The organism is Pseudomonas sp. SDT291_1_S447 (assembly GCF_054070155.1).
On sequence record NZ_JBSVXS010000081.1, the window covers coordinates 1 to 24,688 of the forward strand.

A 24,688-nucleotide genomic window follows, 5' to 3' on the forward strand; every position below is an offset into this window, starting at 1 on the left:
AGCCAACATCTGCGCATATGACCCACCGCCATCGCGAGCAGGCTCACTCCTACAATTAGATCTGCGGTGTGAAAAATTCTCCGCATCTTTTACCAGAGACCCTGTCGATTCACCGCTGGCTCGTTCGACTAAACAACGAATCCCCACAATCCACGGAGTAACTGCCATGCGATTCATGATCCTTGTCAAAGCCAGCGCCGACTCGGAAGCCGGCATCATGCCCAGCGAAGAGCTGATCACCGCCATGGGCAACTTCAACGAAGAACTGGTCAAGGCCGGCATCCTCATCGACGCCGACGGCCTGCACCCGAGCAGCAAAGGCGCTCGCGTGCATTTCTCCGGTGACAAACGCACGGTCATCGACGGGCCGTTCATCGAGACCAAAGAACTGGTGGCCGGTTACTGGATCTGGGAAGTGAAGTCGAAAGAAGAAGCCATCGAATGGGTCAAGCGCTGCCCTAACCCGATGCCAGGCGAGTCTGATATTGAAATCCGTCAGATATTCTCTGCCGAAGACTTCGGCGCCGAGTTCACCCCCGAAGCACGCGCCCAAGAAGAACGCATCCGCGAACAGGCCAAGAAAAACGGCTAAACCGGATATCCCCATGTAGGAGCTGCCGAAGGCTGCGATCTTTTGATTCTGTTCTTAAAACACAAGATCAAAAGATCGCAGCGTCGTTTCACTCGACAGCTATGGAACCGATCAGTCGGGCATAGAGCGGATGATGTCAGCCAGATCATCCTTGGTTATTTCATTGGCCTTGATCGCAGCGGCGACATCTGTTCTGGAAAGCGGAAAACGTTTGAAAATTTCTTTCAAGGTTTCCTCATTAACATTGGCCAGCCAGAGCGGATCGATAAATGAACCGCCATATTCAGGCTTCATGGGAATTTCTTCGTGTGCAATTGCACCTTTATGGTTGAGATACACCACATAGCGGTCATGCCCTTCAGGAAAGTTTTTATCGTGATAAAGCGTAGTGCCCAAAGGCAGGACATAGTAACTCTCGTCGCCATTTGGTCCTTCAATCAGCAACGGCTCTTTGGTTTTGATCATTTTCCTGTCGTGCCCCTCCCCGCTATCACCAAAAATCAGGAAAGCCAAAAAAATCGCATTGACGGATAAAACTGCCACCAGCCATAGGCTAATCCGCCTGTTTGTAACCATCTTCCTTATCAAACCTTTGCTCCTGCAATTGTCACGGTTATGCCCAATCGTCTTTCAAGGGACGCTCTGAGTTCAACTTGCGAATTTGACGCAGAGCGTCAAGGGCTGCATTCCCACGCAGAGCGTGGGAACGATCATTCAACAGAGATCAGTTCTTGAGTTCGACGTGATCCAGGGCTTGATTCACCGCCAGTTCCCCCAGCATGACGACTTGCGCGATGCCCAATGCAGTCTTGCGCTGCGAGGTTTCCAGCGAGGCGGCGAAGTTGATCAGCATCTCGCTGGCCGAGCCGAGGGTTTCGCTGGCGTTGGCTAGCAGGGATTCGGTGTTGTACCTGGGATTGGCGAGGTACATGGGTTCCGGCTCGTTGGCGCTGGACATGATGCGGGCGGCGGGATTGAGGTAGTAGTCGAGGGCGCGGTCGGCGGCTTCGTGAAGTTTTTTACTGTCGACTGAGGCGTAGGGGGATGTGGTGTCGGCGTCTGATTCTGGGGGATTGGGTGTTGGCTTTTTCATAGTGTTTTCTCTATCCGAACTGTGGAGCTGGTCCATTCGGCTTCCGGTCGAATGGGTGGCAGCTGTACGCAGGCTGGAAACCCGGGGGACAGAGAAACCCGGACGACCCGAAGGTCCCCCACGCACAGCCGCCATAACTAAGTACGCACCAAAAAAGGTGCGCAAGCATACGTCATGAACGGTGCTGTTGCGTTCAGTTTTCCCCCGGGGTTTCCAGTCCCGGTCGCTGATTTGGCAGCGACGAACACAGGCTAGAGACTCGACGTCCGACGGACAACCTGAAAACCTTGTGGGAACGTTCCGCAAATTCAAAACAACCTTTAAACATCCCGAATTGAAATACGCACAGGTAGGAGCTGCCGAAGGCTCGGGCCGCGATCGGACGATCTTTTGATTTTGCATTTAAAAAACAAGATCAAAAGATCGCAGCCTCGTTTCACTCGACAGCTCCTACACCGTAAGCAATGGAATAGTTGGTACACAATCATCTGTGAACCCGTAGACAAAACCAAAGAATTAATCCATTCGACTGGCTAACTCCCGATTAGCTGCTAGCGTCATTCAGACGTGTCCTACAGGCTTGATAAGAAAGGGATTACGCCGTAACGGCCGAGAAGTGCCGAGTTATCCAAAAGCCACCAGGGAATCGGGGATGATGTTCAATCGAGTGGGGAAGACTCTTTTTTTTGCGAGCTCGATAGCGGCTGCGTGTTACGCGCAAGCGGATAACGCCGAGGACTCGAACAAGAGCAACAACCCGTTGAACGTCGCGCCCGGCGCCAATCTGCAGGACTACTACACTCCGAAACTCTACGACAGCAACGCGCACAGCAATGACGTGTTGCTGCGCGGAACCCTGCCGATTGCTCCCAACGATTTCATCGGCGTGCCGCAACTGGTTCGCGCCACACTGCCGATCAGCACTCGCCCCGATCCGCACAAGGGTTACAGCACCGGCATCGGTGATCTGAACCTGTTCGATATTTTCATTCTTAAATCCGAAGGCGTGCAACTGGGCGTAGGCCCGTTGATCACCGCGCCGACCGCCGAACAGGACGAACTCGGCACCGGGAAGTGGCAAGGGGGTCTGGCTGCGGTGGCTATCGATGCCTCACCACGCGGCCTGCTCGGCGCGCTGGTGCAGTACCAAAGCTCGTTTGCCGGCGACAACGATCGCCCCCATGTCGAAAGCGCAACCCTGCAGCCCTTCATCATCCATAACCTGGAAAAAGGCTGGTATCTGCGCTCCACCGGCATCTGGACTTTCGACCTGAAAAACGACACGCACTACATCCCGATCGGCCTAGGTGTCGGCAAAGCCTGGAAGTCCGGCAGCAACATTCTCAACGCCTTCTTCGAGCCGCAGTGGACGGCCGACCGCAAAGGCGACGGCCTGCCGCAGTTAACCCTCTATGCCGGTCTTAACGTGACGTTCGGCAAATAAGGAATTCGCTATGCACCCAGCCTTGAAAGCCGCCGGTTACAGCCTGATGACGATGTTTGTCAGTTGCGGCGTCGGCGCCCAGGATTTCCCTGCCGATCTGCAGGAAGCGCGCAGTATCGCCAAGGAGGCGTACCTGTACGGGTTTCCGGTGGTCGAGATGTACAAAACCCTCTACACCCAGGCCATCGACAGCAAAAGCCCGAACTACAAGGCGCCGCTGAACCAGATCGGCAACACGGCCAAGGCTTTCACCGCCAAAGACACTGCGTTTGTCACGCCCAACGCCGACACGCCCTACTCCTTCGTCTGGATGGACTTGCGCACCGAGCCGCTGATCCTGACCCTGCCGCCGATCGAAGAACACCGTTATTACTCGGTGCAACTGATCGACGCGTACACGCAGAACTTCGCCTATCTGGGCACGCGCAGCACCGGCAACAACGGTGGGCATTTCATGATTGCCGGGCCTGACTGGCAAGGTCAGCAACCGGTCAACATCGATCGCCTGCTGCGCAGCGAAAGCAACCTCACCTACGCGCTGTATCGCACGCAATTGTTCGATGAAAAGGACCTGGTCAAGGTCAAGCAGATCCAGAAAGGCTACAAGGTCGAAACCCTCAGTCACTACGTCAAACAAAAAGCCCCGGCCCCGGCACCCAAGGTCAGCTGGCCGAAACCGACGCCGACCATGAGCGAAACCCCGGAGCTGTTTCGTTACCTGAATTTCATGCTGGCGTTCACCCCGCCGCAGGATGTCGAGAAGGATCTGCTCGCACGCTTCAGCAAAATCGGTATCGGCGCTGGCCAGCCGTTCGACCTGAAGAAACTCTCAGCCGAGCAACGCAAAGCGCTCGAGGACGGCATCAGCGATGCCAAAGCCGAATTTGCCGCGTTCAAAAAGGACAAGGTCGACACCCATCAAGTGACCAGCGGGGATTTCTTCGGCACCCGCGATCACCTCAAGGGCAATTACCTGTACCGCTACGCCGGCGCCAACATGGGCATCTTTGGCAACTCAGCTGAAGAAGCGAATTACATCGGCTATTTCGTCGACAAGGACGGCCAGCCAGCCGACGCCTCGAAACACGATTACACCCTGCATTTCGACAAGGGCGCCCTGCCCCCGGCGGATGCGTTCTGGTCGCTGACGATGTACGACGGCAAAACCAAACTGTTGGTGGCCAACCCGTTGAATCGCTACCTGATCAACTCGCGAATGCTGCCGGATCTTACGCTCGACGCCGACGGTGGCTTGACCCTGTATGTGCAGCACAAGAGCCCGGGCAAGGACAAACAGGCCAACTGGCTACCAGCGCCAAACGGGCCGTTCTACGGGATCTTGCGTCTTTATCTGCCGAAACCAGAAGTCGCCAGCGGTGAATGGAAAATGCCGTTGCTCAACCCGATCAACTCAAAACAATAAGCGGAGTTTTTGATGATCAAGCCCAACGTTGTGCGCCCGCTGTTGGCGCTGTGCATGATCGGCAGTCCTCTGCTTTACGCAGCAGAGGGCGGCGTCGGCCGACCGATCACTGGTCAGCAGGTGTTTTCCAATGCCGGGATCGTCCCGCCGGAACCGGGTTGGGTGGTCTCGGTGACCAGCATCTGGTACGACGGCTCGCTGAAAGGCAGCCGTGGCGCGCCGGTTTCCGGTGAAGTCAGCACCGGGCTCGACCTGAAAGTGTCCTACACCATGACCAACCTGACGCATGTGTGGGACACCGGCAAAGGGCCATGGAATTTCGCCTCCGCCATCGGCATCCCGCTGCAGTACACCGACATCAATGCGGCCATCACCGGGCCTCGTGGACGGACCCTCGGCACCAGTGATTCCGGCACGCAGTTCGCCGACCCGCTGATCACACCGATTGCCGCCGGTTATCACTTCGACGAACTCAACCACATCGCGTTTTCGCTGCCGATTTATGTGCCCACCGGGGCCTACAACAAAGACCGGCTGGCCAACCCCGGACAGAACAACTACACATTCATGCCGACCGTCGCCTTCACGCATCTCGACGGCAAGGGTGGCGAATTCACTCTCTCCAGCGGGCTTGAGTTCTACACCGAGAACCGCGCCACGGATTATCGCAACGGCAACATTTTCACCCTCGATGCGTTGTGGACCCACGGATTGGGCAGTGGCTGGAGTGCTGGGCTGGCGGCCGGCTACATCCAACAGATCACCGATGACAAAGGCGACACTGCCGATTTCCTGCACGGCTATCGCGGACGCGCTGTGGGTGCCGGTCCGGTGATCGGCTGGGCCGGAAAATTCGCCGACGCGCAAGCCAATATCAGCGCGCGCTGGGTGCCGGAGTTCGACACCAAGAACCGCCCTGAAGGCAACGGCTTCAGCGTCAATCTGACCCTGGCCTTTTTCTAGACCGGATACAAAGGACTGCCCCCATGACTGCGCTTACCGACCTCAACGCCCTGCAAGCCAGTATCGCCGAAGCCGTACTCGGTCAGGATCAGGTGATCCGCCAGATCCTCCTCGGCCTGTTGGCCAACGGTCACTTGTTGCTGGAAAGTCTGCCGGGGCTGGCCAAGACCCGCACGGTCAAGGCGCTGGCCAAACACCTCGACGCGAAGATGAGCCGCATCCAGTTCACCCCGGATCTGCTGCCCTCGGACATTACTGGCGCCGAGGTGCTGCATCAGGTCGAAGGCAAAAACGAAATCCGTTTTCAGCCGGGGCCGCTGTTCGGCAATTTGATTCTGGCAGACGAGATCAACCGCGCGCCGGCGAAGGTGCAAGCAGCGCTGCTCGAAGCCATGGAAGAACGCCAGATTACGGTGGCTGGCAACAGCCACCCGTTGCCGGAATTGTTCATCGTCGTGGCGACGCAAAACCCGATCGAGCAGGAAGGCACCTATCCGTTGCCGGAAGCGCAGATGGACCGTTTTCTGATGAAAGTCCTGCTCGACTACCCGAGTGCCGAAAACGAAAGCCAAGTGCTGCGGCTGCTGCGCAACGAGGAGTTTGCCCAAAGCGCCAACACCACACCGGCCAAGGGTTTCAGCCTGTCGCAAGAGGTGATTTTCGCCGCGCGCAAGGAAGTCAGCGCCGTGCATGTGTCGCCAGCCATCGACAGCTACCTGATCGACCTGATCAACGCCACCCGCCATCCCGCCGACTACGACGAAGACCTCGCGCGCTGGATTGCCATCGGCGCCAGCCCGCGCGGCGGCATTGGCCTGGACCGGTGCGCGCGTGCCGATGCGTGGCTGCAGGGTCAGGACTTTGTTTCGCCGGACAACGTGCGCGCGGTGGTGCATCCAGTGCTGCGCCATCGTTTGCAATTGAGCTACGACGCGGTGGCCGATGGCGTCAGTGCCGATGAGGTGCTCGATCGGATTCTCGACAAGGTGGCGATCCCGGCATGAACGACGAAGGTCTGGTCTACGTCTCTCTCGCGCAATTGATGGCGCTGGAGTTCAAAGCCCGTGACCTGAGTTTTCTTGCCCGTCAGCCTCGGGGCAGCATCCTCGCCGGCAACCATGCTTCGCGCCTGCGTGGCCGTGGCCTGAATTTCGATGAATTGCGCCGCTATCAGCCGGGCGATGATTTGCGTCACCTCGACTGGCGCGCTTCGCTGCGTACCGGCAAACCGGTGGTACGCACCTTCACCGAAGAGCGCGACCGCCCGGCGTTGATCGTCGTCGATCAGCGCATGTCGATGTTCTTCGGCTCGCAACGCAGCTTCAAATCCGCCCTCGGCGCTGAGCTCGCGGCATTGGCGGCGTGGATGGTGTTCAACGCGGGTGATCGGGTCGGCGGGCTGGTGTTCAACGATCAGCGCATCGACAGCATTGCGCCGCTGCGCAGCCGCAAACGCGTGGAAGCCTTGCTCAGCCGTATTGCCGAGCAGAATCAGGCACTCAGCGCGGCCAATCCGGACGCTGAAGATGAGGATCAACTGGACAAAGTTCTACAGCGATGCCTCGCGCTCGCCGGACACGACCATTTGATCTGCATCGTCAGCGACTTCGCCGGGGCCGGCGAGCGCACCTTGCAACTGATGCGGCAATTGTCGGCGCACAACGATGTGATTGCGCTACAGGTCTACGACCCGCTGGCGATGAAGCTGCCAACCAATGGTCGCCTGCTGGTTACCCAAGGCGAATTGCAAGTGGAACTGGCGGTGGAAAAACGCAACGTCCACCAACCGCTGGGGGACTTTCTCAGCGGTCGGCTGAAAGACGTTGCCGACCTGCTGCGCCGCAGTCAGGTGCCGCTGATGATGTTCAGCACTGCCGAAGAGGCTCATGCGCAACTGCGTGCCGAGCTAGGTAAAAGCGCCGGAGCACGGCGATGAACCCGAATATCCCCAGCATCGAACAGCTTAAAGAGCTGAGCCTGCCTACGCCGGTCAGTTATGCGCCGCAGACGTGGGGGTGGTGGGTGTTGCTTACCCTGCTGATATTGGCCGCGTTGTTGATCGGGATTCGGCGTTACCGCCAATGGCACAGGGACGCATATCGCCGTGAGGGCCTGGCGCGTCTGGCGCAGTTGCGTGGTCGCAGTGATGACCTCAATGCCCTGCGTGAACTGCCGGAACTGCTCAAGCGCGTGGCGCTCTCGATGCCGATGCACAAACCTCTCCGGCGAAATGCAAACCCTGTGGGAGCGAGCTTGCTCGCGAAGAGGCCGGTACATTCAACATCTGTGGTGTCTGACACACCGCTTTCGCGAGCAAGCTCGCTGCCACAGGGGGTTGCAGCGCTTGGGCGGGAGGATTGGCAAGTCTTTTTGCAGCAACACAGCAAGAAACCGCTGCCGGCAGACTTCAGCGCCCAACTCGCACAACTCGCCTACGCCCCCGACGGCACCCTGCGCGCCCTCCCCGCGCCGCAACGCCTGGCCCTGTTCGAGACCTGCCAATACTGGATGGAGCATCACCATGTGGCAGCTTGATTACCCCTGGCTGTTGCTCCTGCTGCCATTACCTTGGTTGGCTTACCGCTATCTGCCCGCCTACAACGAGGCCCGCAGCGCCGTGCGCGTGCCGTTTTTCGCAGCGATGAGCCGCGCCGTCGGTGAAGCACCCGGCATCGTCGGCAGCCGACGCAATCATTGGCAACTGCTGCTGAATATCCTCGTCTGGGCGCTGATTGTGCTGGCCGCCGCACGCCCGGTATTCGTGGAAAAACCCATCGAACGGCAACAACCGGTGCGCGACCTGATGCTTGCCATCGACCTCTCGCAATCGATGGAAACCGAAGACTTCACCAACGCCAGTGGCGCAAAAATCAATCGTCTCGCTGCCGTCAAAGACGTGGTGCAAGGCTTCATCGACAAACGTAAGGATGACCGTCTCGGTCTGATCGTGTTTGGCACCGGCGCCTACCCGCAGGCGCCGCTGACCCTCGATCACGCCAGCCTGTCGCTGCTGCTGGCCGACACCGGTATCGGCATGGCCGGCCCGAATACCGCGATCGGCGATGCCATCGGTTTGAGCCTGAAGCTGCTCGATCAGGCCCACGAGCAGGAAAAAGTACTGATCCTGCTCACCGACGGCAATGACACCAGCAGTGCAATCACCCCGGATCACGCCGCAGAAATGGCCGCCAACAAAGGCGTGATCATTCACACCATCGGCATCGGCGACCCGAGCGCGTCCGGTGAGGCCAAGGTCAACCTGTCGGCGCTGGAACAGATCGCCAAAACCACCGGCGGCCAGTTCTTCCGCGCCGAAGACCGCAACGCGCTGGATCAGGTCTACAGCACCCTTGATCGCCTCACCCCGCATCAAGTGAAGACCCTCAGCCATCAACCGCAGCGCGAATTGTTCTACTGGCCGCTGGGCGCGGCGGTTGCGCTGTTGGCGCTTTACCACCTCGGCGCGTTGCTGCGTGTGCGCCTAGCCTTCGCCCGTCAGCGGCAGGAGGCCTGAGATGGAAATCAACCTCAGCGACTTCCATTTCCTGCGTCCACTATGGCTGCTGCTCGCGCTGTTCGGCGCCGTGCTGCCGCTGCTTTGGCGTCGCGGTCGCGACCTGCAACGACGGCTACGCGGCAATATCGCCGAGCACCTTTTGCCACACCTGCTGGTGACGCCGCAGGACCATCAGCGCCTGCGCCCGGTGCACCTGCTGTGCGCACTGTTGATCCTCGGCGCAATTGCAGCGGCCGGGCCGACTTGGGAACAGGATCGGCCGGACTTTCTGGAAAATCGTGCGCCGTTGATTGTCGCCGTGGATCTGTCGCCATCAATGGACGCCAGCGATGTGCAGCCGAGCCGACTGGAAGCGGCGAAACACAAACTGCATGATCTAATCCAGCGCCGCGCTGGCGCTCGCACCGCACTGATCGCCTACGCCGGCAGCGCGCATCTGGTGTTGCCAGCGACCGACGATCCGGCGCTGCTCGACACCTTTATTCAAGCCTTGGGTACTGGGCTGATCGACAAGCCGGGCAAAGATGTCGGCGCGGTGATCGATCAGGCGAAACGGTTGCTCAATGCCGAAAAAACACCCGGCAGCCTGCTGCTGATCACTGACGGCGCCGACACCGCAGAACTCGACGGCCTCGACAAGCGTGTGGGCGACAGCCCGTTGCAAGTGCTGGTATTGGCGGTCGGCAATGAGGACGGCGGCATTATCCATGATGCCAACGGCCAGCCGCGCACCGATGCCAACGGGCGCCCGGCACTGGGCCGTTTCGATCCGGCAGCAATCAAGCAACTGGCCTCCGCTCTCGATGCGCCACTGGGTAGCCTGACCGTCAATGACGATGATCTGGACTGGATCGAGTTGCACGCGCAGCAGCATTTTCAGAGTGCCAGCGCCGAGCAGCGCGAACTGCACTGGAAAGACGCCGGTTACTGGCTGTGCTGGCCGTTGTTGCTGTTGGCGCTGTGCAATGTGCGCAAGGGCTGGAGCGTCAACTGGATGCCTGCGCTGGCACTGGCGATTGGCTTGAGCTGGCCAGCAGCACCAGTACAGGCCAACGCCCTGACCGACGCTTTCTTCACCCGCGATCAGCAAGGGCGCTGGGCCTTTGAACATGAGCATCTACCGCAAGCCGCTGCGCTGTTTGTCGACCCATACTGGAAAGGTGTCGCGGCGTATCACGCGGCCGATTACGACCTCGCGCTGGCAACTTTCGCGCGGCTCGACACGCCGCAGGCGTATTTCTATCTGGGCAATATTTACGTGCGCCGCTTCAAGTTCGATGAAGCCATCGCTGCGTATACCCAAGCCTTGAAGCTGCAACCGCAATTCGCGGAAGCGACGGCCAATCTGGCCTTGGCCCAGGCCTTGCTCAAGGACACCGAAAGCGCCGAAAAAAACGCCCCGGAGACCAAGCCCGACGAGGTGAAATTCGACAAGGCGCCGGGTAAGGGTCAGAGCAAACAGGTCGAGACCGAGCAGGCTGCGTCCGATGCTTTGTGGCTGCAGAACCTGACCACCTCGCCGGCGAAGTTTCTCAAGCAGAAGTTCAGCTTGCAGGATCAGGTGGGGGCCAAGCCATGAAGCTTCCAAACCCTCCTGCCGCCTTCGCGAGCAGGCTCGCTCCCACAGTGGACTTGTGTACACCGCAGCCCCCCTGTGGGAGCGAGCTTGCTCGCGAAGGGGCCCGCCGGATCACCACAGCTCTGCTGATAGGTCTAGCCAGTGGCCTGTTCACACTTCAGGCCTTTGCCGCCGAACCCCAACTCAAAGTCCAGGCCCACCTGCAACCCGCCGAAGGCGCCATGGTTGGCGGTCTGGTCGAGCTGCAAGTCGACGTCCTCACCGACACTTGGTTCACCAGCGCCGCCACCCTGCCCGAACTGAAACTCGACGGCGCCCTGGTCGTGCCCCCAGACGGTCAGGCCCAGCACCTCAATCAAACCATCGACGGCCAGGCCTTCAGCGGTTTGCGCTACAGCTACCGGATCACCCCGAACGTCGCCCGCACGTTTGAAATCCCTTCTCTGACTGTGCGCGCTACACCCGGTCAGGCCACCGCTGAAATCATTGCGCAAAGCCAATCCGTGCAGTTCAGCGCAGCACAGCCACCCGGTTTCCAACCCGGGGAAACACCTTTGGTGGCCAGCGGCGCGCGCCTCACGCAAACCCTCGTCAACTCAGCCACGCCGTTAAAAGTCGGCGACAGCATCACCCGGCAACTGACCCTGCAAGCGGACGGTGCACTGGCGATGGCCCTGCCGATTCCAGCGCTCGGTGATGTTGCCGGCCTGAGCCGCTATGCAAAAACCCCGCAGGTCACCAGTCTCGATGACGGTCGCGGCGACATCCTTGGTGGTCAGCGCATCGACAGCGTCACCTATCGCATCGACAAGGCCGGTTCGCACACCTTGCCGGCCATTGACGTGAAGTGGTGGGACACCAGCACCCGGCAATCTCGCACCGCGCAAGTGCCAGCGGTGACATTCGAGGCAGTAGCAGGCACTGCCTACAAACCGGTGTTTTCAATCAGCGAAGACCTCAAGCAACTGGGCCAGAATCGCCTGCAATTCTCCACGCGCTGGCTGCTGTGGCTGACCGTGCTCGCGGCAGTCGTCGGCGCCGCTTATCTGTTGCGTCCTGTACTAAGCCGCGCCAGAAAAAACTGGCAAGCGCGCCGGCAGGCGCAACAAAGGGCGTGGCAGCAATCGCCCGACTTCGCTTGGCAACAAATCGATGCGCAACTGCAAGCCCGCCCTCCTCAATTGAGCGCGCTGTACCTGTGGCTACGCCGCAGTCAGCTGGGGCTGAAACTGGTCGATGCCGGCCCGCGCCTGCAAGGCCTGTTACGCGGGCTTTACGGTCGCCAGCCGAGCACCGGACAAACACTCGTTCAACTGCGCGAATCATTGACTACGCTTCACAGTCAGGCCGCACAGCAGCACGCAAAACCGGCCTCGGCCCTGCGCCCGCTCAACCCCGTTCACGAGAAGGATTTCCCATGACGACTGCGCTCCTGCACCGCCAACGTTTCGGTCTCGCCCTGTTGTTGGGCCTTGCGCTGCCGCTGCTAGCCCAGGCCAACGAGCCACTGCCGTCGTGGAATGACGGCCCGGCGAAGAAGAGCATTATCGAGTTCGTGCAGACCGTGACCGACCAGACCAGCAAGGACTTCGTCAAACCGGCCGACCGCATCGCCGTGTTCGACAACGACGGCACGTTATGGAGCGAACAACCGGCCTATTTCGAATTGCTGTTCGCCTTCGACGAGGTCAAGCGCAACGCCGCACAGCATCCGGAATGGAAAACCACCCAGCCGTTCAAAGCGGTGCTGGAGAGCGATCACAAAGCCCTCGCCGCGTCAGGCATGGAAGGCCTGCTGAAGATTTTCGGCGCCACTCACACCGGCATGACCACCGAAGCCTTCGATGATTACGCCAAGACCTGGCTCAGCCAGGCCCGTCACCCGAAAACCGGCAAGCCGTACACCGAGATGATCTTCCAGCCGATGCTGGAGATGCTCGACTACCTGCGCAAACAGGACTTCAAGACCTACATCGTCTCCGGCGGCGACACCGGGTTCATGCGCGCCTTCGCCGAGAAGGTTTACGGCATCCCGCCAGAACAAGTGATCGGCACCACCTTCATCACTGCATTCCAATACAAGGACGGCCAGGCCTCGATCGTGCGCACAGCGAAACTGGCGCACAACGATGACGGCCCCGGCAAGCCGGAAAGCATCGACGCGGTGATCGGTAAACGGCCGATCCTCGCCTTCGGCAACTCCGACGGCGACCTGCAGATGCTGCAGTGGACAGCCGCAGGTCCCGGCAAGCGTTTCATGGGCCTGGTGCATCACACCGACGCCAAACGCGAATGGGCCTATGACCGCCAATCCGATATCGGCCGGCTCGACAAAGCCCTCGATGAAGCAAATTCCCGTGGCTGGACCGTGGTCGACATGGCGTCGGAATGGCGCCGGATCTACCCGTTCGAGTCGCCGGTCACCGAGCAGGTGCAATAAGAAAGCGTGCTGCAGGACTGCAATAAACGTTAGTCGCAATAAACGACCCCCGCGAAAAGGAGCAAGTCAGATGACTCGCATACGCAAATGGCTACCCAAGCTCGCCTTGGTGGCGACTTCGGTCATGGCGCTGTCGGCTACGGCCACAGCGGCTGAAAAACCCAACATTCTGGTGATCTTCGGCGATGACATCGGCCAGACCAATATCAGCGCCTACTCGATGGGGGTGGTGGGCTACAAGACCCCGAACATCGATCGAATCGCCAAAGAAGGCATGATGTTCACCGACTACTATGCGGAGAACAGTTGCACGGCCGGCCGTTCCTCGTTCATCACTGGCCAGACGCCGCTGCGTACCGGCCTGTCGAAAGTCGGCGTTCCGGGTGCACCGGTCGGCCTGCAAAAACGTGACATCACCATTGCCCAGGCACTCAAGTCGCAAGGCTATGCTACCGGCCAGTTCGGCAAGAACCATTTGGGTGACAAGGATGAATACCTGCCGACCAACCACGGCTTCGACGAGTTCTTCGGCAACCTGTATCACCTCAATGCCGAAGAGGAACCTGAGCGTCCGTACTGGCCCAAAGACGATCCCGAATTCGTCAAAGCGGTTTCCCCGCGTGGCGTGATCCACAGCTTCGCCGACGGCAAGATCGAAGACACCGGCGCGCTGACCACCAAGCGCATGGAAACCATCGACGACGAAACCACGGCGGCGGCGCAAGCGTTCATCGAGAAACAGGCCAAGGCGGACAAACCCTTCTTCGTCTGGATGAACACCACGCGCATGCACTTGTACACCCACGTGCGTGATTCGATGAAGGGCCAGAGCGGCATGCCCGGCAACGATTATGCGGACGGCATGATCGAGCATGACGGCGACGTCGGCAAACTGCTGAAAACCCTCGATGACCTGAAACTCACCGACAACACCATCGTCGTCTACACCACCGACAACGGCCCTAACCAGTTCTCCTGGCCGGACGCGGCGACCACGCCGTTCCGCAACGAGAAGAACTCCAACTGGGAAGGCGCCTACCGCGTGCCGGCCATGGTGCGCTGGCCGGGCAAGATCAAACCGGGTGAAGTCACCAACGAGATGTTCTCGGGTCTGGACTGGTTCCCGACCTTGCTCGCGGCGGCCGGTGAAACCGATGTCGGCAACAAGTTGCTCAAAGGCTGGGCACCGACTGCCGGCGGCACCAGCTTCAAGGTGCATCTGGACGGTTACAACCAACTGCCTTTCCTGACCGGCCAGAGCCCGAAGAGTGAGCGTAAAGAGTTCTACTACTTCAACGACGACGGCGTGCTGGTGTCAGCGCGTTTCGGTAACTGGAAAGCGGTGTTCTGCGAACAACGTGCACCGGGTGGGTTCAAGGTCTGGAGCGAACCGTTCGTGTGCCTGCGCGTACCGAAAATCTTCAACCTGCGCATGGACCCGTATGAACGTGCCGACATCGTTTCCAACCAGTATTACGACTGGACGACGAAAAACGTTTATCTGACCGAAATGGCCGTGATGAAGTCGGCGGCCTTCCTGCAGACCTTCGTCGATTATCCACCGAGCCAGAAACCGGCCAGCTTCAGTGTTGACCAGGTTCGCGCGGCGGTTGACGCGAAAATCGCCGAAAAGATGAAAGCTGCACAGTAAGACCGCTGGACTGCCGCTCGCCCTTACCGGCGAGCGGCCCTGTTTTTTATTGATCGTTCCCACGCTCTGCGTGGGAACGCAGCCCGGGACGCTCCGCGTCCCTTGCCGAAGCGGACGCAGAGCGTCCAATGAGGCATTCCCACGCAGAGCGTGGGAACGATCAACTGTCCTATTTGAATTAAGGCCTCCGCATGTCCTCACGTATCGCCAGCAAGCCGTCGGCCATACCCGCCTCACACACCGCCGCTCCCGCACTGCTGATCCCCGCCCTTCTGCTGTGCATCTCCGGCGCGGCGGCGCTGGTCTATCAGGTGCTGTGGATCAAGCAACTGTCGCTGGTGGTCGGCGTCGAGGTCTACGCCATCACCACCGGTATCAGCGCGTTTTTCGCAGGACTGGCTCTTGGTGGCTGGCTGTTCGGACGTTGGGCGGACCGTGTGCAACAACCGGTGTTGCTATATGCCGGGCTGGAAGTGCTGGTGGCGATTCTCGGCGTCGGCGCGACCGTGGCCATGAGTCTGGCGGCCAGTCCGTTTGCCTGGTTGCAAGAACATGTCGGGCTGCTGGCTTGGCTGTTGCCGTTCGCACTGGTTGGCCTGCCGGCGGTGTTGATGGGCGGTACCTTGCCGGTGCTGGTGCGTTCGCTGGCCGCTGACCCGGGCAAGGCTGGCGGTCAGTTATATGCAGCCAACACCTTGGGCGCGATTGTCGGCACCCTGCTCGCCGCGTTCGTGTTGATTGCCAGCCTTGGTGTGCGTGGCAGCGCGTTGTTTGCGGCGATGCTCAATCTGCTGGCCGCCGTCGGTGCTTTGTGGTTTGCCCGGCATCATCCGGCGCCAGTAACCACCATCGTCAAACATCACGCGGAAAAAGCTCCGGATCGAACTGCGCTGTGGCTGTACTCCATCGCCGGTGGCGTGGCGCTGGGCTATGAAGTGGTCTGGTCGCAATCGATCGTGCAGTTCATGAGCACCCGCACCTACGCATTTGCCGTGGTGCTGGCGACCTATCTGACCGGGCTGTTTCTCGGCAGCGCCCTGCTCGCCCGCCGGGTCGAACGCATCCGTGATCCGTGGGGCGTGTTCGGTTTGCTGATTGCCGGCGCCGGACTGGTCGCGCTGCTGGAAATCGCCGTGCTCGGACGCTGGCTGGTGATCGCGCAAAGTCAGGCGGAAATGTGGCTATTGAGCCTGGGCGCCAGTGAGCTGGCCGGCATGAGCGCGCGTTTTGCAGTCGCAGCATTGAGTATCGTGTTTGTGCCGACGCTGTTGCTCGGGGCGGCTTTTCCGCTGGCCCTGCGCTTGAGCGTCGGACAAGAGCGCGTCGGCCGCGATGTCGGTGCGGTGGTGGCGTTCAATACCTTGGGCGGGATTGTCGGAGTGATGCTCTGCGGCTTCCTGCTGATTCCGTTGCTGGGGCTGGTGCGCACCTTGGGCCTGCTGGCGATCATCGCCGCCGCCATCGGCTACTTTGCCGTGCGCAAGGGCCATCACGTGAAGAAAGGCCGGCGTCAGGCAGTAGTCGCCCTCGCTCTGGTTTCGGTTGTCCTCGCAGTGTTTACCCCAGTCGACAAACTCGCCAGCCTGTTGCCCGGCGCGCGCAACGGCACGCTCGCATTCTACGAAGAAGGTCGCGGCGGCACCGTGGCGGTGGTCGCTCAAGGGCGTGGCGAAAACACCTTCCACCGTTTGTACATTCAAGGCGTGTCGAACACCGGCGATGCCATGCCCTCACTGCGCTATATGCGCGTGCAAGCGTTGCTGCCGCTGTTGATTCACAACGGTGAGCCACGCTCGACACTGGTGATCGGCTTCGGCACCGGCATCACCGCGGGCGCCATGTTGCGCTATCCGGGCCTGGAACATCGAGTGGTCGCCGAGTTGCTGCCGTCGGTGGTCAAAGCCGCGCCGCTGTTCAAGGGCAACTTCAACGCCGCCAGCGATCCCGGCGTCGATGTGCGTCTGCGCGACGGGCGCCAGGAACTGCTGCGCAGCGCGCAAACCTACGACCTGATCACCCTCGAACCGCCACCGCCGTCCGCAGCCGGCGTGGTGAATCTGTATTCGCGGGATTTCTACCAGTTGGCGGCAAGTCGCCTGGAGCAACAGGGCATCGTCGCGCAATGGCTACCGTTGCCGACGCAGAACATCGACGACTCGCGCTCGCTGGTGCGCAGTTTCCTTGATGTGTTCCCTTACGCCTCGCTGTGGACCAGCGAATTCCACGAGATGTTGCTGGTGGGCTCGCTGCAACCGATGTCCCTGGACGCGGCGAAAATCACCGAGCGTTTCCAGCAGGACAGCGTGCGCAGCACCTTGCAGGATATCGGCATCGGTTCAGCCGCTGCCCTGCTCGCGACCTGGGTCACCGACCGTGCCGGGCTTGAACGCTTTGCCGCCGATGCGCCAGCGGTGACCGACGATCAGCCTCGGATCGAGTATGCGCCGTGGGTGCGCAGCAAGGAGATCACGCGGGTGTTGCCGGCGCTACTGGAGCTGTATCAGGCGCCGCTGTTGGTGAATGCCGATGCCGGGTTCATCGAGCGCATGGAAACCCATCGCCAGCGGCTGATGCAGTTTTATCGGGCGAGTCTGCATGCCTATGACGGCGATCGCGATGCGTGGGGGCGGGATATGCGCGAGGTGATGCGTTGGGATGGAGGGAATCCGTATTTCCGCTGGTTTACCGGGCAGTAACCTGGCGCCTGATAGATCGCCATCGCTGGCAGGCTGGCTCCCACAGGGTTTGCGTGAACTTCACAAATCCCCTGTGGCAGCCAGCCTGCTGGCGATGGCGCAGTCAGCAGTGCTGGATCATTTGGACCCGGACTTGAGCTTCAGATACGACTGACGCAAGTCCGATGCCCAGCCATCGATCACCGGTTTGACGTCATTCGCCGTCATCGCCTGCTTGTCATTTTCCAACGGCTTGCCGGTGCCTTTGCGCACCACTTGCGCGACGACTTTGTTATTCGCACCATCGAGGAACACCGCTTCGGTGGCCAGAGTGGTTTCCTGATCGCGGATACCGCTGGCGGTGCTGACCGCTGCGGCGACCAGAGCGATCGGAATCACCTCATACGCGTGCAGGCCTTCGGTCTTGCTGCTCACGGCGGTGATCGCCGCACGCACCACAATCACGCCTGGGCCCGGGCCGGTGGCCAGCGGCAAGTCTTTGCCGATCTCACGTTTGAGCGCCTGATCGTAGTAGGAGGTGATGCCATTGAGGGTTTGTTGCGAGATCTTCGCGGTCGGTTGCGGTTTCGGGTAGAGCTGGGTTGGCTCGATATAAACGCTGGTGAATTTCTTGATGTCGACCTTCGGATCGATCCAGCGCATGACCTCGGCACCGGACGGAGATTTGGCTTCCTTGAGCTGGCTGTAGTCTTTGAGAAAGCCTGAGTACTCTTTCGGGTCGACGGTTTTGCTGGAACAACCCACCATTGCGACGGTGGCAATGCACAGAGTGCCCATCATCACTGCTAGCTTCATGCTGTAACTCCTGTCAGAAGGCCGAAAACTTTGTCCGGGGGAATTACAGGTATAGCTAAAACCTCGGTAATTGCGATTGCAAAGCACAATATTCACGCAAGGCTGCGCGGCGCATCACAAGCGTCATTTGACAGACGCCGGTCATCCGGCAAAGCTGCACCGAGCTTGAACGCACGCCAGACGGCAAATGCACCTGGACTACGGAAGTCGCAATGCCCAAGCATAAAAATAAAACAGCACAACCTGACCCTGATTCGCCTCGATCTGCAATTTCAAAGTACCTGTTCCCGATCACCATCGGTGTGCTGCTCGCCGCCGTGGCGGGGATCGGCTGGTTTCTGTTCAGCCCTGCTTCGGTGCCGGTGAAACCTGCGCCGGTCAGCGCCCCCGTTGTCGCCCCCGCCAAGCCGCAAGCCGTGCTCGCAAGCAAACCGGCGACGATGGTCGATGAGCAACAATGCCAGGGCTGCCACACCGAACAGGTCAAGGACTGGCAAGGCTCGCATCACCAATTGGCGATGCAGCCGGCGAACGCTGAAACGATGCTCGGCGACTTCAATAACGTCACCTTCAAAGCCGAAAACGAGACCACACGCTTCTTGCGCAGGGGCGCTGAATTCTGGCTCAACACCCCCGGTATCGACGGCAAGAACGCCGACTTCAAAGTCGCCTACACCTTCGGCATCGCGCCGTTGCAGCAATATCTGATCGAGGTCGGCGAAGGTCGTTTGCAGGCGCTCGGCGTGGCCTGGGATACCGAGAAAAACCGCTGGTTTCACCTCTATCCCGGCCAAGGCGTCAATTTCAAGAATCCGCTGCACTGGAGCAAGCCGAGCCAGAACGCCAACTTCATGTGTGTCGAGTGCCACACCACCGGGTTCAAGCGTAATTTCGATGCGGCGAGCAACACCTTCAACAGTCACTGGAACAGCCTTGGTGTCGGTTGTCAGGCGTGTCACGGGCCGGCATCAAATCACTTGGAATGGACGCAGAAAAAAGGCGATCTGATTCATCAGGGTTTTGACATCGATCTGAAGGACAAGAACGCCACCGTCGAGATCGAAACCTGCGCCCGCTGCCACGCGCGTCGTGCCCCGTTGGGCGATGGCTACAGCGTCGGTAAACGCCTGATGGACGACTACCTGCCGAGCACCCTCACCCGCGAACTGTATGCGCTGGACGGCAAGATCAAGGATGAGGTGTTCGAACATGGCTCGTTCCTGCAAAGCAAAATGTTCGACAAGGGTGTGCGTTGCAGCAACTGCCACAACCCGCACAGCAGCGAACTGAAGGCAGCGGGCAACGCGGTGTGCCTGCAATGCCACAACACTGCCGGCAAGACCTCGGTCGAGGGCGTTGATGGCAAGGGCTTGCAGGCGAAGAACTACGACTCCATCGAACACACCCGCCACACCATGGGTCAGCCTGGCTCGCAGTGCGTGGATTGCCACATGCCGGGCAAGTTCTACATGGGCAACGACTTCCGCCATGACCACAGTTTCAGCATCCCCAACCCGGAGCGAGCGCAGAAACTCGGCACGCCGGATGCCTGCCTGACGTGTCATCAGGGCAAGGCTGGCGACAAGGTCACCGCGCAGTTCAAGTTATGGAATGCCTCCTCTGCACCGCAAGCTCCGCGCTATGACGAAAGCCTGTGGCTGATCCGCAATGGCCAGCCGGGGGCTGCTGATGCGCTGTACGAGCAGTTGCAGCGCAGCAACCTGCCAGCGATCCAACGGGCGACGTTGCTCGCGGAATTGCCGCTGTACCCGAGCGAACAGGCCTTGAAGCTGGCCACGCAAGATCTGAAGAACCCGGCGCCTCAGGTGCGCGAAAGTGCCGTGCGGGCGATCAGCGCATTCCTGCCGCCGCCGGAGCGCGCGCCGTTGTTGGCACCGTTGCTGGGTGATCCGGTGAAAGCCGTGCGCATCGTTGCCGCGCGGGATCTGTTGAGTGTGGCGCGCAATAACGGACTTGGCGCGGCGCAAGCCAACTGGGATGCAGCGATTGCCGAGTACGAAGCGGTGCAGAAGAGTCTGCTGGAGCGTGCCGAGGCCAATCTGAATCTGGCGATGTTGTATCAGGCCAGTGGCCGGGGTTCGGAGGTCGAAGGTCTGTTGCGCTCGGCGCTTAAGCGCGACCCGGATTTCTACCCGGCACTGGTGACGCTGGTGCAATGGCTGGAGGCCAATGGCCGACTTCCCGAAGCGCAAAAGTTGCTGGATGACAGCCTCAAACAGCATCCGGACGCGGCGCTGTTGCAACACACCCAAGGTCTGTCGCTGATCCGCGCGGGCAAGGCTGCTGAAGCCATGTCACCGCTGAAGAAAGCCGCGCAACTGGAGCCGCAGAACGCTCAGTACGGTTATGTACTGGCGGTGGCGCTGCATGAAAGCGGCAAGGTCGATGAGGCGTGTGCCGTGCTGGAAGGTTTGCTCAAGGTACAACCGGCGAACCGCAATGCGCGGTTATCGCTGATTCAGTGGTACCTCGACAGTGGGCAGGAACCGAAGGCGCAGGTTCTGTTGCAGGGGTGGAAGAAGATGAATATGGGGGATCCGGCGCTTAAGTGATTGGCTGGAGATTGTCTTCCCTCACCCTAGCCCTCTCCCAGAGGTAGAGGGGACCGATTGGGGGATGTTCAAGAGTTACACCGACGTGAGCGATTGGCTTTGAATCCAAAATCGACTCGGTCTGTCACGTCGGTATCGCTCGCCAGACAACTCGGTCAGTCCCCCTCTCCCACCGGGAGAGGGTTAGGGTGAGGGGCATTTCAAGGTTGAACCGTTTACCAGGAAAAAACGCAGGTGCTGTTGCAGGGGTGGAAGAAGATGAATATGGGGGATCCAGCGCTTAAGTGATTGGCTGGAGATTGTCGTCCCCTCACCCTAGCCCTCTCCCAGAGGGAGAGGGGACCGACCGAGTTGTCTGGCGAGTTACACCGACCTGAAAAACCGAGTCGACTATGGATTCAAGGCCGATCGTTCAGGTCGGTGTATCTCTCAAATATCCCACAGTCAGTCCCCTCTCCCTCCGGGAGAGGGTTAGGGTGAGGGGCTTTTCAAGGTTCAACCGCTTTACCAGGAAGAAGTCTCACCACTGCGCAACGCCATCTCCCGCCGGCTGTTGATGTGCATCGCCTTGATCAACGACACGGTACCCACCAACAAAATCGCCGCGCCCAACAGGAAATCAATGTTGTACAGCTGAAAATCCTGCACCGGCCCGATCAGCAGCACCCGCACGATCGCCGCGCCCAACAGCGTGGCCAGGAAGTCGATCCCCGGTTCGTTACGGTAAAACACCAGCAGCAACGGCAGACACAGCACCAACAGCAGCAGCAACACCACAACCTTGAACGAGCCTTTGCGCTCGACACTGAACGCACATTCGTGCGGCCCGTAAGCCTTGTAATCCTCGTCGCGGATCATCGAGGTTTTCTCGTTGATGTAGTCGACGCGGTTGTACTTCTGGATCGGCGTGAAGGTGTTGGACATCTCCATCAGCGTGGTGATGTTCTTGAAGCGCAGATCAATGCGCTCGCTGCCCTTGAGGTAATAGAGCACCGGTTTGTAGCCGTAGCGATAGGTGTCGAAAGGGAATTCGGTGACCTGACCCTGCACGCCGATCGGGCGCGGTTCAAGTTCGGCGTAGGCGCTTTTGTTGGTGGCCGACAGGTTACGGCTCAGTGGCTGCACCTTGACCTGCTCAAGGAAGATCGGCGTGACGCCGTACGACCACTGCAACGGCTCCAGACGCAGACGCAGCTCGTTGCGAGCGAGGTCATAACGGTTGAAGGTGCGTTCGGAGACCACCAGCGAACCGCTGAGCATGAACTCGCCGCGCAGGTTGTTGGTGACGCGCAAGGTCAGTTGGTCCTTGCCCAGCAACGCCGCTTCCGTGGACGGTGGCGTGCCGCACCACGCGGTGCTTTCGCCGACGCCGCCGAGCTGGCCGCCGCGGTTTTCCTTGAATACATAAAAGTAACTGGCCCACAGCGTCACCATTAACAGCGCCGCTGTGAGACCGAGGATTTTTTTGCCCGGACTCACTGATCAGACTCCCTTCTTCGGTTCCATCGTCCAGCCGAAAACCCGCTGGCGACGGCGACTCTACCAAAAGGCCACCACTGACCCAAGGGGAAATGCCTGATTCATCAGGTTTCTAGGGGTTTCCCCGGTGGTAAAAGCCAGATCAAAAGATCGCAACCTGCGGCAGCTCCTACACGCGATCCACTGTAGGAGCTGCCGCAGGCTGCGATCTTTCGGACCGTCAACGCCGACGGAAAAGCGGACGCGGCTCGATCACCGAACGCCCATACAACACGCTCATCCCGGCCAATCCTTTCAGCGCTTCCTCGGCAGACTTGTCCTCACGCACCGCAAAACTGTCGAACCCGCACTGGCGCATATGGCTGAGCTGATCGCGCAACACATCGCCAATCGCGCGCAACTCCCCTGCCCAGCCGAACCGACTGCGCAGCAGATACGCCTGACTGTAAGCACGCCCGTCACGAAAGCTCGGGAAATCCAGAGCGATCAGCGGCAACGAACCCAACCACGGCACCAGGCTTTCAACCTCATCATCCGGGCCGAGCCACACCGCGTGAGTCGACGGCGATTCAAGCCAATGCATCAGCGGCAACATCAGCAATCCGTCCGGCCTTGGCATCGATGGCTCGCGCACCAGCGTCCATGGATCGTCCGTCACAATCCGCGCCACACCCTGCTCCAGTCGCAGCAGATTGTTCATGCCGACACCTCCAGCGTTTTCGGATAGACCCGTTCCTTGAACGGCTCCAGGCCGATCCGTGCCACGGTATCGACAAACAATTCCTCGTGCTCGCGATAGCGCACAAACGTGCCGATGATGCGCTCGATCACCTGCGGCACTTCGGCGGCGCTAAACGACGGGCCGATGACTTTGCCCAACGCGCTGTTTTTGCCCTGGGCGCCGCCGAGGGTGATCTGATACCACTCGCTGCCGTTCTTATCGACCCCCAGGATGCCGATATTGCCGATGTGGTGGTGGCCGCAGGCGTTCATGCAGCCGGAGATATTCAGGCTGATATCACCCAGATCGTGCAGGTAATCGAGGTTGTCGAAGCGCGCCTGAATTGCCTGGGCGATCGGGATCGATTTGGCGTTGGCCAACGCACAGAAATCGCCACCCGGGCAAGCAATGATGTCGGTGAGCAGGCCGACGTTGGCGCTGCCCAGATCGTGCTTGCACGCCAGTTGCCACAGCGCGTAGAGGTCGCTTTTCGCCACGTCCGGCAGAACGATGTTCTGCTCATGGGCAATACGAATCTCGCCGAAGCCGAAACGCTGCGACCAGTCGGCCACCGCGAGCATCTGCACGCCGGTGACATCCCCCGGCGGCGAGGCCATGCCCGGTTTGGTCGATAGCACCACGCTGGTGTAACCCGGCACCTTGTGCGGCTGCACATTGCGCGCGACCCAACGGGCAAACACCGGGCTCTCGGCTAGGCGCGTGCCGAAGTCCAGATCGGTGTCGGCTAGGCTGTGATAAACCGGTGGCACGAAGGCACTGGCGACCCGTTGATATTCGGCCTCGGTCAGTTGCGCCGGGCCGTCCTTGAGGTGCTGCCACTCCTCCTCCACTTCTTTGGCAAACGCCTCGATGCCCAGCGCCTTGACCAGAATCTTGATCCGCGCCTTGTACTTGTTGTCGCGTCGACCATGGCGGTTGTACACCCGCAAAACGGCCTCAACGTAGGACAACAAATGCTGCCACGGCAAACCTTCGCGGATTTGCAAACCGAGAATCGGCGTGCGCCCCAGACCACCGCCGACGATCACTCGCAGCAGCATCTGCCCATCGCGGCCGGGGTAAAGGTACAGACCGATGTCGTGCATCATGATCGCCGCACGATCCTGCTTCGCCGAGCAGATGGCGATCTTGAATTTGCGTGGCAGAAAGAGGAATTCCGGGTTGATCGTCGACCACTGCCGCAGGATCTCGGCCAGCGGGCGCGGGTCGATCAACTCGTCTGCCGCGACCCCGGCGAAGGCCTCGGTGGTGATGTTGCGCACGCAGTTGCCGGAGGTCTGGATCGCATGCATGTTGACCTGCGCCAGACGCTCGAGGATGTCCGGCACCTCGGCGAGTTCGATCCAGTTGAACTGCATGTTCTGCCGCGTAGTGAAGTGGCCGTAACCGCGATCGTAATCACTGGCGATGCTCGCCAGCGTGCGCATCTGTTCGGCACTCAAGGTGCCGTAGGGAATCGCCACGCGCAGCATGTAGGCGTGCTTTTGCATGTACAAGCCGTTTTGCAGGCGCAGCGGCAGGAACTCTTCTTCGCTCAACTCCCCAGCCATGAAGCGCTCGACCTGATCGCGGAATTGCGCAACACGCTCGAACACCAGCGCCCGGTCGTAATCATCGTATTGATACATGCCACTGCCACCTCATCAGGACGCACACAATTCCTGTAGGAGTGAGCCTGCTCGCGATAGCGGTGTGTCAGGC

Annotated in this window: 20 protein-coding genes; 14 read left to right on the forward strand and 6 right to left on the reverse strand. The window is 60.0% G+C overall.

Features of this window, described 5'->3' with window-relative positions; genetic code table 11:
* Nucleotides 1–166: 166 nt before the first annotated feature.
* Nucleotides 167–592, forward strand: a complete 426-nt coding sequence (locus ACW9IR_RS21170; protein ID WP_102898932.1) for a YciI family protein — start codon at nucleotides 167–169, stop codon at nucleotides 590–592.
* Nucleotides 593–703: 111 nt separating this feature from the next.
* On the opposite strand, the gene ACW9IR_RS21175 is transcribed toward ACW9IR_RS21170, so the two are convergent.
* Together ACW9IR_RS21175 and ACW9IR_RS21180 are read right to left on the reverse strand one after the other, a co-directional pair.
* Entirely contained in the window at nucleotides 704–1,180 is a 477-nt protein-coding gene (locus ACW9IR_RS21175; protein WP_457465015.1) for a hypothetical protein, read from the reverse strand.
* 136 nt (nucleotides 1,181–1,316) lie between these two features.
* Nucleotides 1,317–1,685: a DUF6124 family protein gene (locus tag ACW9IR_RS21180; protein WP_102898934.1), complete on the reverse strand. Its 369-nt coding sequence runs from the start codon at nucleotides 1,683–1,685 to the stop codon at nucleotides 1,317–1,319.
* Between the two features lie 655 nt (nucleotides 1,686–2,340).
* Here ACW9IR_RS21180 and ACW9IR_RS21185 point away from each other — a divergent pair.
* From ACW9IR_RS21185 to ACW9IR_RS21240, 12 genes are all read left to right on the forward strand, one after another.
* On the forward strand, nucleotides 2,341–3,129 hold the full coding sequence (locus ACW9IR_RS21185; RefSeq protein ID WP_102899362.1) for a hypothetical protein: 789 nt from the start codon (nucleotides 2,341–2,343) through the stop codon (nucleotides 3,127–3,129).
* A 10-nt stretch (nucleotides 3,130–3,139) separates the two neighbouring features.
* Nucleotides 3,140–4,552 carry a DUF1254 domain-containing protein gene (locus ACW9IR_RS21190; RefSeq protein WP_102898935.1) on the forward strand — a complete coding sequence of 471 codons (1,413 nt, stop codon included), beginning with the start codon at nucleotides 3,140–3,142 and terminating at the stop codon, nucleotides 4,550–4,552.
* A gap of 12 nt (nucleotides 4,553–4,564) precedes the next feature.
* A complete protein-coding gene (locus ACW9IR_RS21195) occupies nucleotides 4,565–5,515 on the forward strand; it encodes a SphA family protein (RefSeq protein ID WP_102898936.1) in 951 nt (316 codons plus the stop codon).
* A gap of 23 nt (nucleotides 5,516–5,538) precedes the next feature.
* Entirely contained in the window at nucleotides 5,539–6,519 is a 981-nt protein-coding gene (locus ACW9IR_RS21200) for an AAA family ATPase (RefSeq protein ID WP_457465018.1), read from the forward strand.
* On the forward strand, nucleotides 6,516–7,451 hold the full coding sequence (locus ACW9IR_RS21205; RefSeq protein WP_457465020.1) for a DUF58 domain-containing protein: 936 nt from the start codon (nucleotides 6,516–6,518) through the stop codon (nucleotides 7,449–7,451). Before ACW9IR_RS21200 ends, ACW9IR_RS21205 begins: the two co-directional genes overlap by 4 nt.
* The gene (locus ACW9IR_RS21210; RefSeq protein WP_457465022.1) at nucleotides 7,448–8,050 is read left to right on the forward strand and encodes a DUF4381 domain-containing protein; all 603 of its coding nucleotides are present in this window, start codon (nucleotides 7,448–7,450) and stop codon (nucleotides 8,048–8,050) included. The genes ACW9IR_RS21205 and ACW9IR_RS21210 overlap by 4 nt, the downstream gene beginning before the upstream one ends.
* Nucleotides 8,037–9,029 carry a vWA domain-containing protein gene (locus ACW9IR_RS21215; protein ID WP_457465024.1) on the forward strand — a complete coding sequence of 331 codons (993 nt, stop codon included), beginning with the start codon at nucleotides 8,037–8,039 and terminating at the stop codon, nucleotides 9,027–9,029. The genes ACW9IR_RS21210 and ACW9IR_RS21215 overlap by 14 nt, the downstream gene beginning before the upstream one ends.
* Before the next feature lies 1 nt (nucleotide 9,030).
* Nucleotides 9,031–10,611, forward strand: a complete 1,581-nt coding sequence (locus tag ACW9IR_RS21220; protein WP_457465026.1) for a VWA domain-containing protein — start codon at nucleotides 9,031–9,033, stop codon at nucleotides 10,609–10,611.
* Nucleotides 10,608–12,032, forward strand: a complete 1,425-nt coding sequence (locus ACW9IR_RS21225) for a hypothetical protein (protein ID WP_457465028.1) — start codon at nucleotides 10,608–10,610, stop codon at nucleotides 12,030–12,032. The genes ACW9IR_RS21220 and ACW9IR_RS21225 overlap by 4 nt, the downstream gene beginning before the upstream one ends.
* The gene (locus ACW9IR_RS21230; protein ID WP_457465030.1) at nucleotides 12,029–13,051 is read left to right on the forward strand and encodes an HAD family hydrolase; all 1,023 of its coding nucleotides are present in this window, start codon (nucleotides 12,029–12,031) and stop codon (nucleotides 13,049–13,051) included. The genes ACW9IR_RS21225 and ACW9IR_RS21230 overlap by 4 nt, the downstream gene beginning before the upstream one ends.
* Nucleotides 13,052–13,121: 70 nt before the next feature.
* Nucleotides 13,122–14,702 carry an arylsulfatase gene (locus tag ACW9IR_RS21235; protein WP_102898944.1) on the forward strand — a complete coding sequence of 527 codons (1,581 nt, stop codon included), beginning with the start codon at nucleotides 13,122–13,124 and terminating at the stop codon, nucleotides 14,700–14,702.
* Between the two features lie 191 nt (nucleotides 14,703–14,893).
* The gene (locus ACW9IR_RS21240) at nucleotides 14,894–17,398 is read left to right on the forward strand and encodes a fused MFS/spermidine synthase (protein WP_457465033.1); all 2,505 of its coding nucleotides are present in this window, start codon (nucleotides 14,894–14,896) and stop codon (nucleotides 17,396–17,398) included.
* 117 nt (nucleotides 17,399–17,515) lie between these two features.
* Here ACW9IR_RS21240 and ACW9IR_RS21245 read toward each other — a convergent pair whose 3' ends face one another.
* Entirely contained in the window at nucleotides 17,516–18,193 is a 678-nt protein-coding gene (locus tag ACW9IR_RS21245) for a DUF3313 domain-containing protein (protein ID WP_095118720.1), read from the reverse strand.
* A 212-nt stretch (nucleotides 18,194–18,405) separates the two neighbouring features.
* On the opposite strand from ACW9IR_RS21245, the gene ACW9IR_RS21250 reads away from it, so the two are divergent.
* Nucleotides 18,406–20,766: a tetratricopeptide repeat protein gene (locus ACW9IR_RS21250; RefSeq protein WP_457465035.1), complete on the forward strand. Its 2,361-nt coding sequence runs from the start codon at nucleotides 18,406–18,408 to the stop codon at nucleotides 20,764–20,766.
* Nucleotides 20,767–21,270: 504 nt separating this feature from the next.
* Here ACW9IR_RS21250 and ACW9IR_RS21255 read toward each other — a convergent pair.
* From ACW9IR_RS21255 to ACW9IR_RS21265, 3 genes are all read right to left on the reverse strand, one after another.
* The gene (locus ACW9IR_RS21255; protein WP_110718637.1) at nucleotides 21,271–22,245 is read right to left on the reverse strand and encodes a hypothetical protein; all 975 of its coding nucleotides are present in this window, start codon (nucleotides 22,243–22,245) and stop codon (nucleotides 21,271–21,273) included.
* A gap of 220 nt (nucleotides 22,246–22,465) precedes the next feature.
* Nucleotides 22,466–22,945, reverse strand: coding sequence for a DUF934 domain-containing protein (locus ACW9IR_RS21260; protein WP_110718638.1), 480 nt, complete (start codon nucleotides 22,943–22,945; stop codon nucleotides 22,466–22,468).
* Nucleotides 22,942–24,615, reverse strand: a complete 1,674-nt coding sequence (locus tag ACW9IR_RS21265; RefSeq protein ID WP_102898950.1) for a nitrite/sulfite reductase — start codon at nucleotides 24,613–24,615, stop codon at nucleotides 22,942–22,944. Before ACW9IR_RS21265 ends, ACW9IR_RS21260 begins: the two co-directional genes overlap by 4 nt.
* Nucleotides 24,616–24,688 lie beyond the last annotated feature (73 nt).

Excerpts from the sequence above, each read along its gene's own strand:
- ACW9IR_RS21170 (WP_102898932.1), top strand. The coding sequence starts at position 167 with ATGCGATTCATGATCCTTGTCAAAGCCAGCGCCGACTCGGAAGCCGGC.
- ACW9IR_RS21180 (WP_102898934.1), bottom strand. The coding sequence starts at position 1,685 with ATGAAAAAGCCAACACCCAATCCCCCAGAATCAGACGCCGACACCACA.
- ACW9IR_RS21185 (WP_102899362.1), top strand. The coding sequence starts at position 2,341 with ATGTTCAATCGAGTGGGGAAGACTCTTTTTTTTGCGAGCTCGATAGCG.
- ACW9IR_RS21190 (WP_102898935.1), top strand. The coding sequence starts at position 3,140 with ATGCACCCAGCCTTGAAAGCCGCCGGTTACAGCCTGATGACGATGTTT.
- ACW9IR_RS21195 (WP_102898936.1), top strand. The coding sequence starts at position 4,565 with ATGATCAAGCCCAACGTTGTGCGCCCGCTGTTGGCGCTGTGCATGATC.
- ACW9IR_RS21200 (WP_457465018.1), top strand. The coding sequence starts at position 5,539 with ATGACTGCGCTTACCGACCTCAACGCCCTGCAAGCCAGTATCGCCGAA.
- ACW9IR_RS21205 (WP_457465020.1), top strand. The coding sequence starts at position 6,516 with ATGAACGACGAAGGTCTGGTCTACGTCTCTCTCGCGCAATTGATGGCG.
- ACW9IR_RS21210 (WP_457465022.1), top strand. The coding sequence starts at position 7,448 with ATGAACCCGAATATCCCCAGCATCGAACAGCTTAAAGAGCTGAGCCTG.
- ACW9IR_RS21215 (WP_457465024.1), top strand. The coding sequence starts at position 8,037 with ATGTGGCAGCTTGATTACCCCTGGCTGTTGCTCCTGCTGCCATTACCT.
- ACW9IR_RS21220 (WP_457465026.1), top strand. The coding sequence starts at position 9,031 with ATGGAAATCAACCTCAGCGACTTCCATTTCCTGCGTCCACTATGGCTG.
- ACW9IR_RS21225 (WP_457465028.1), top strand. The coding sequence starts at position 10,608 with ATGAAGCTTCCAAACCCTCCTGCCGCCTTCGCGAGCAGGCTCGCTCCC.
- ACW9IR_RS21230 (WP_457465030.1), top strand. The coding sequence starts at position 12,029 with ATGACGACTGCGCTCCTGCACCGCCAACGTTTCGGTCTCGCCCTGTTG.
- ACW9IR_RS21235 (WP_102898944.1), top strand. The coding sequence starts at position 13,122 with ATGACTCGCATACGCAAATGGCTACCCAAGCTCGCCTTGGTGGCGACT.
- ACW9IR_RS21240 (WP_457465033.1), top strand. The coding sequence starts at position 14,894 with ATGTCCTCACGTATCGCCAGCAAGCCGTCGGCCATACCCGCCTCACAC.
- ACW9IR_RS21245 (WP_095118720.1), bottom strand. The coding sequence starts at position 18,193 with ATGAAGCTAGCAGTGATGATGGGCACTCTGTGCATTGCCACCGTCGCA.
- ACW9IR_RS21250 (WP_457465035.1), top strand. The coding sequence starts at position 18,406 with ATGCCCAAGCATAAAAATAAAACAGCACAACCTGACCCTGATTCGCCT.
- ACW9IR_RS21260 (WP_110718638.1), bottom strand. The coding sequence starts at position 22,945 with ATGAACAATCTGCTGCGACTGGAGCAGGGTGTGGCGCGGATTGTGACG.
- ACW9IR_RS21265 (WP_102898950.1), bottom strand. The coding sequence starts at position 24,615 with ATGTATCAATACGATGATTACGACCGGGCGCTGGTGTTCGAGCGTGTT.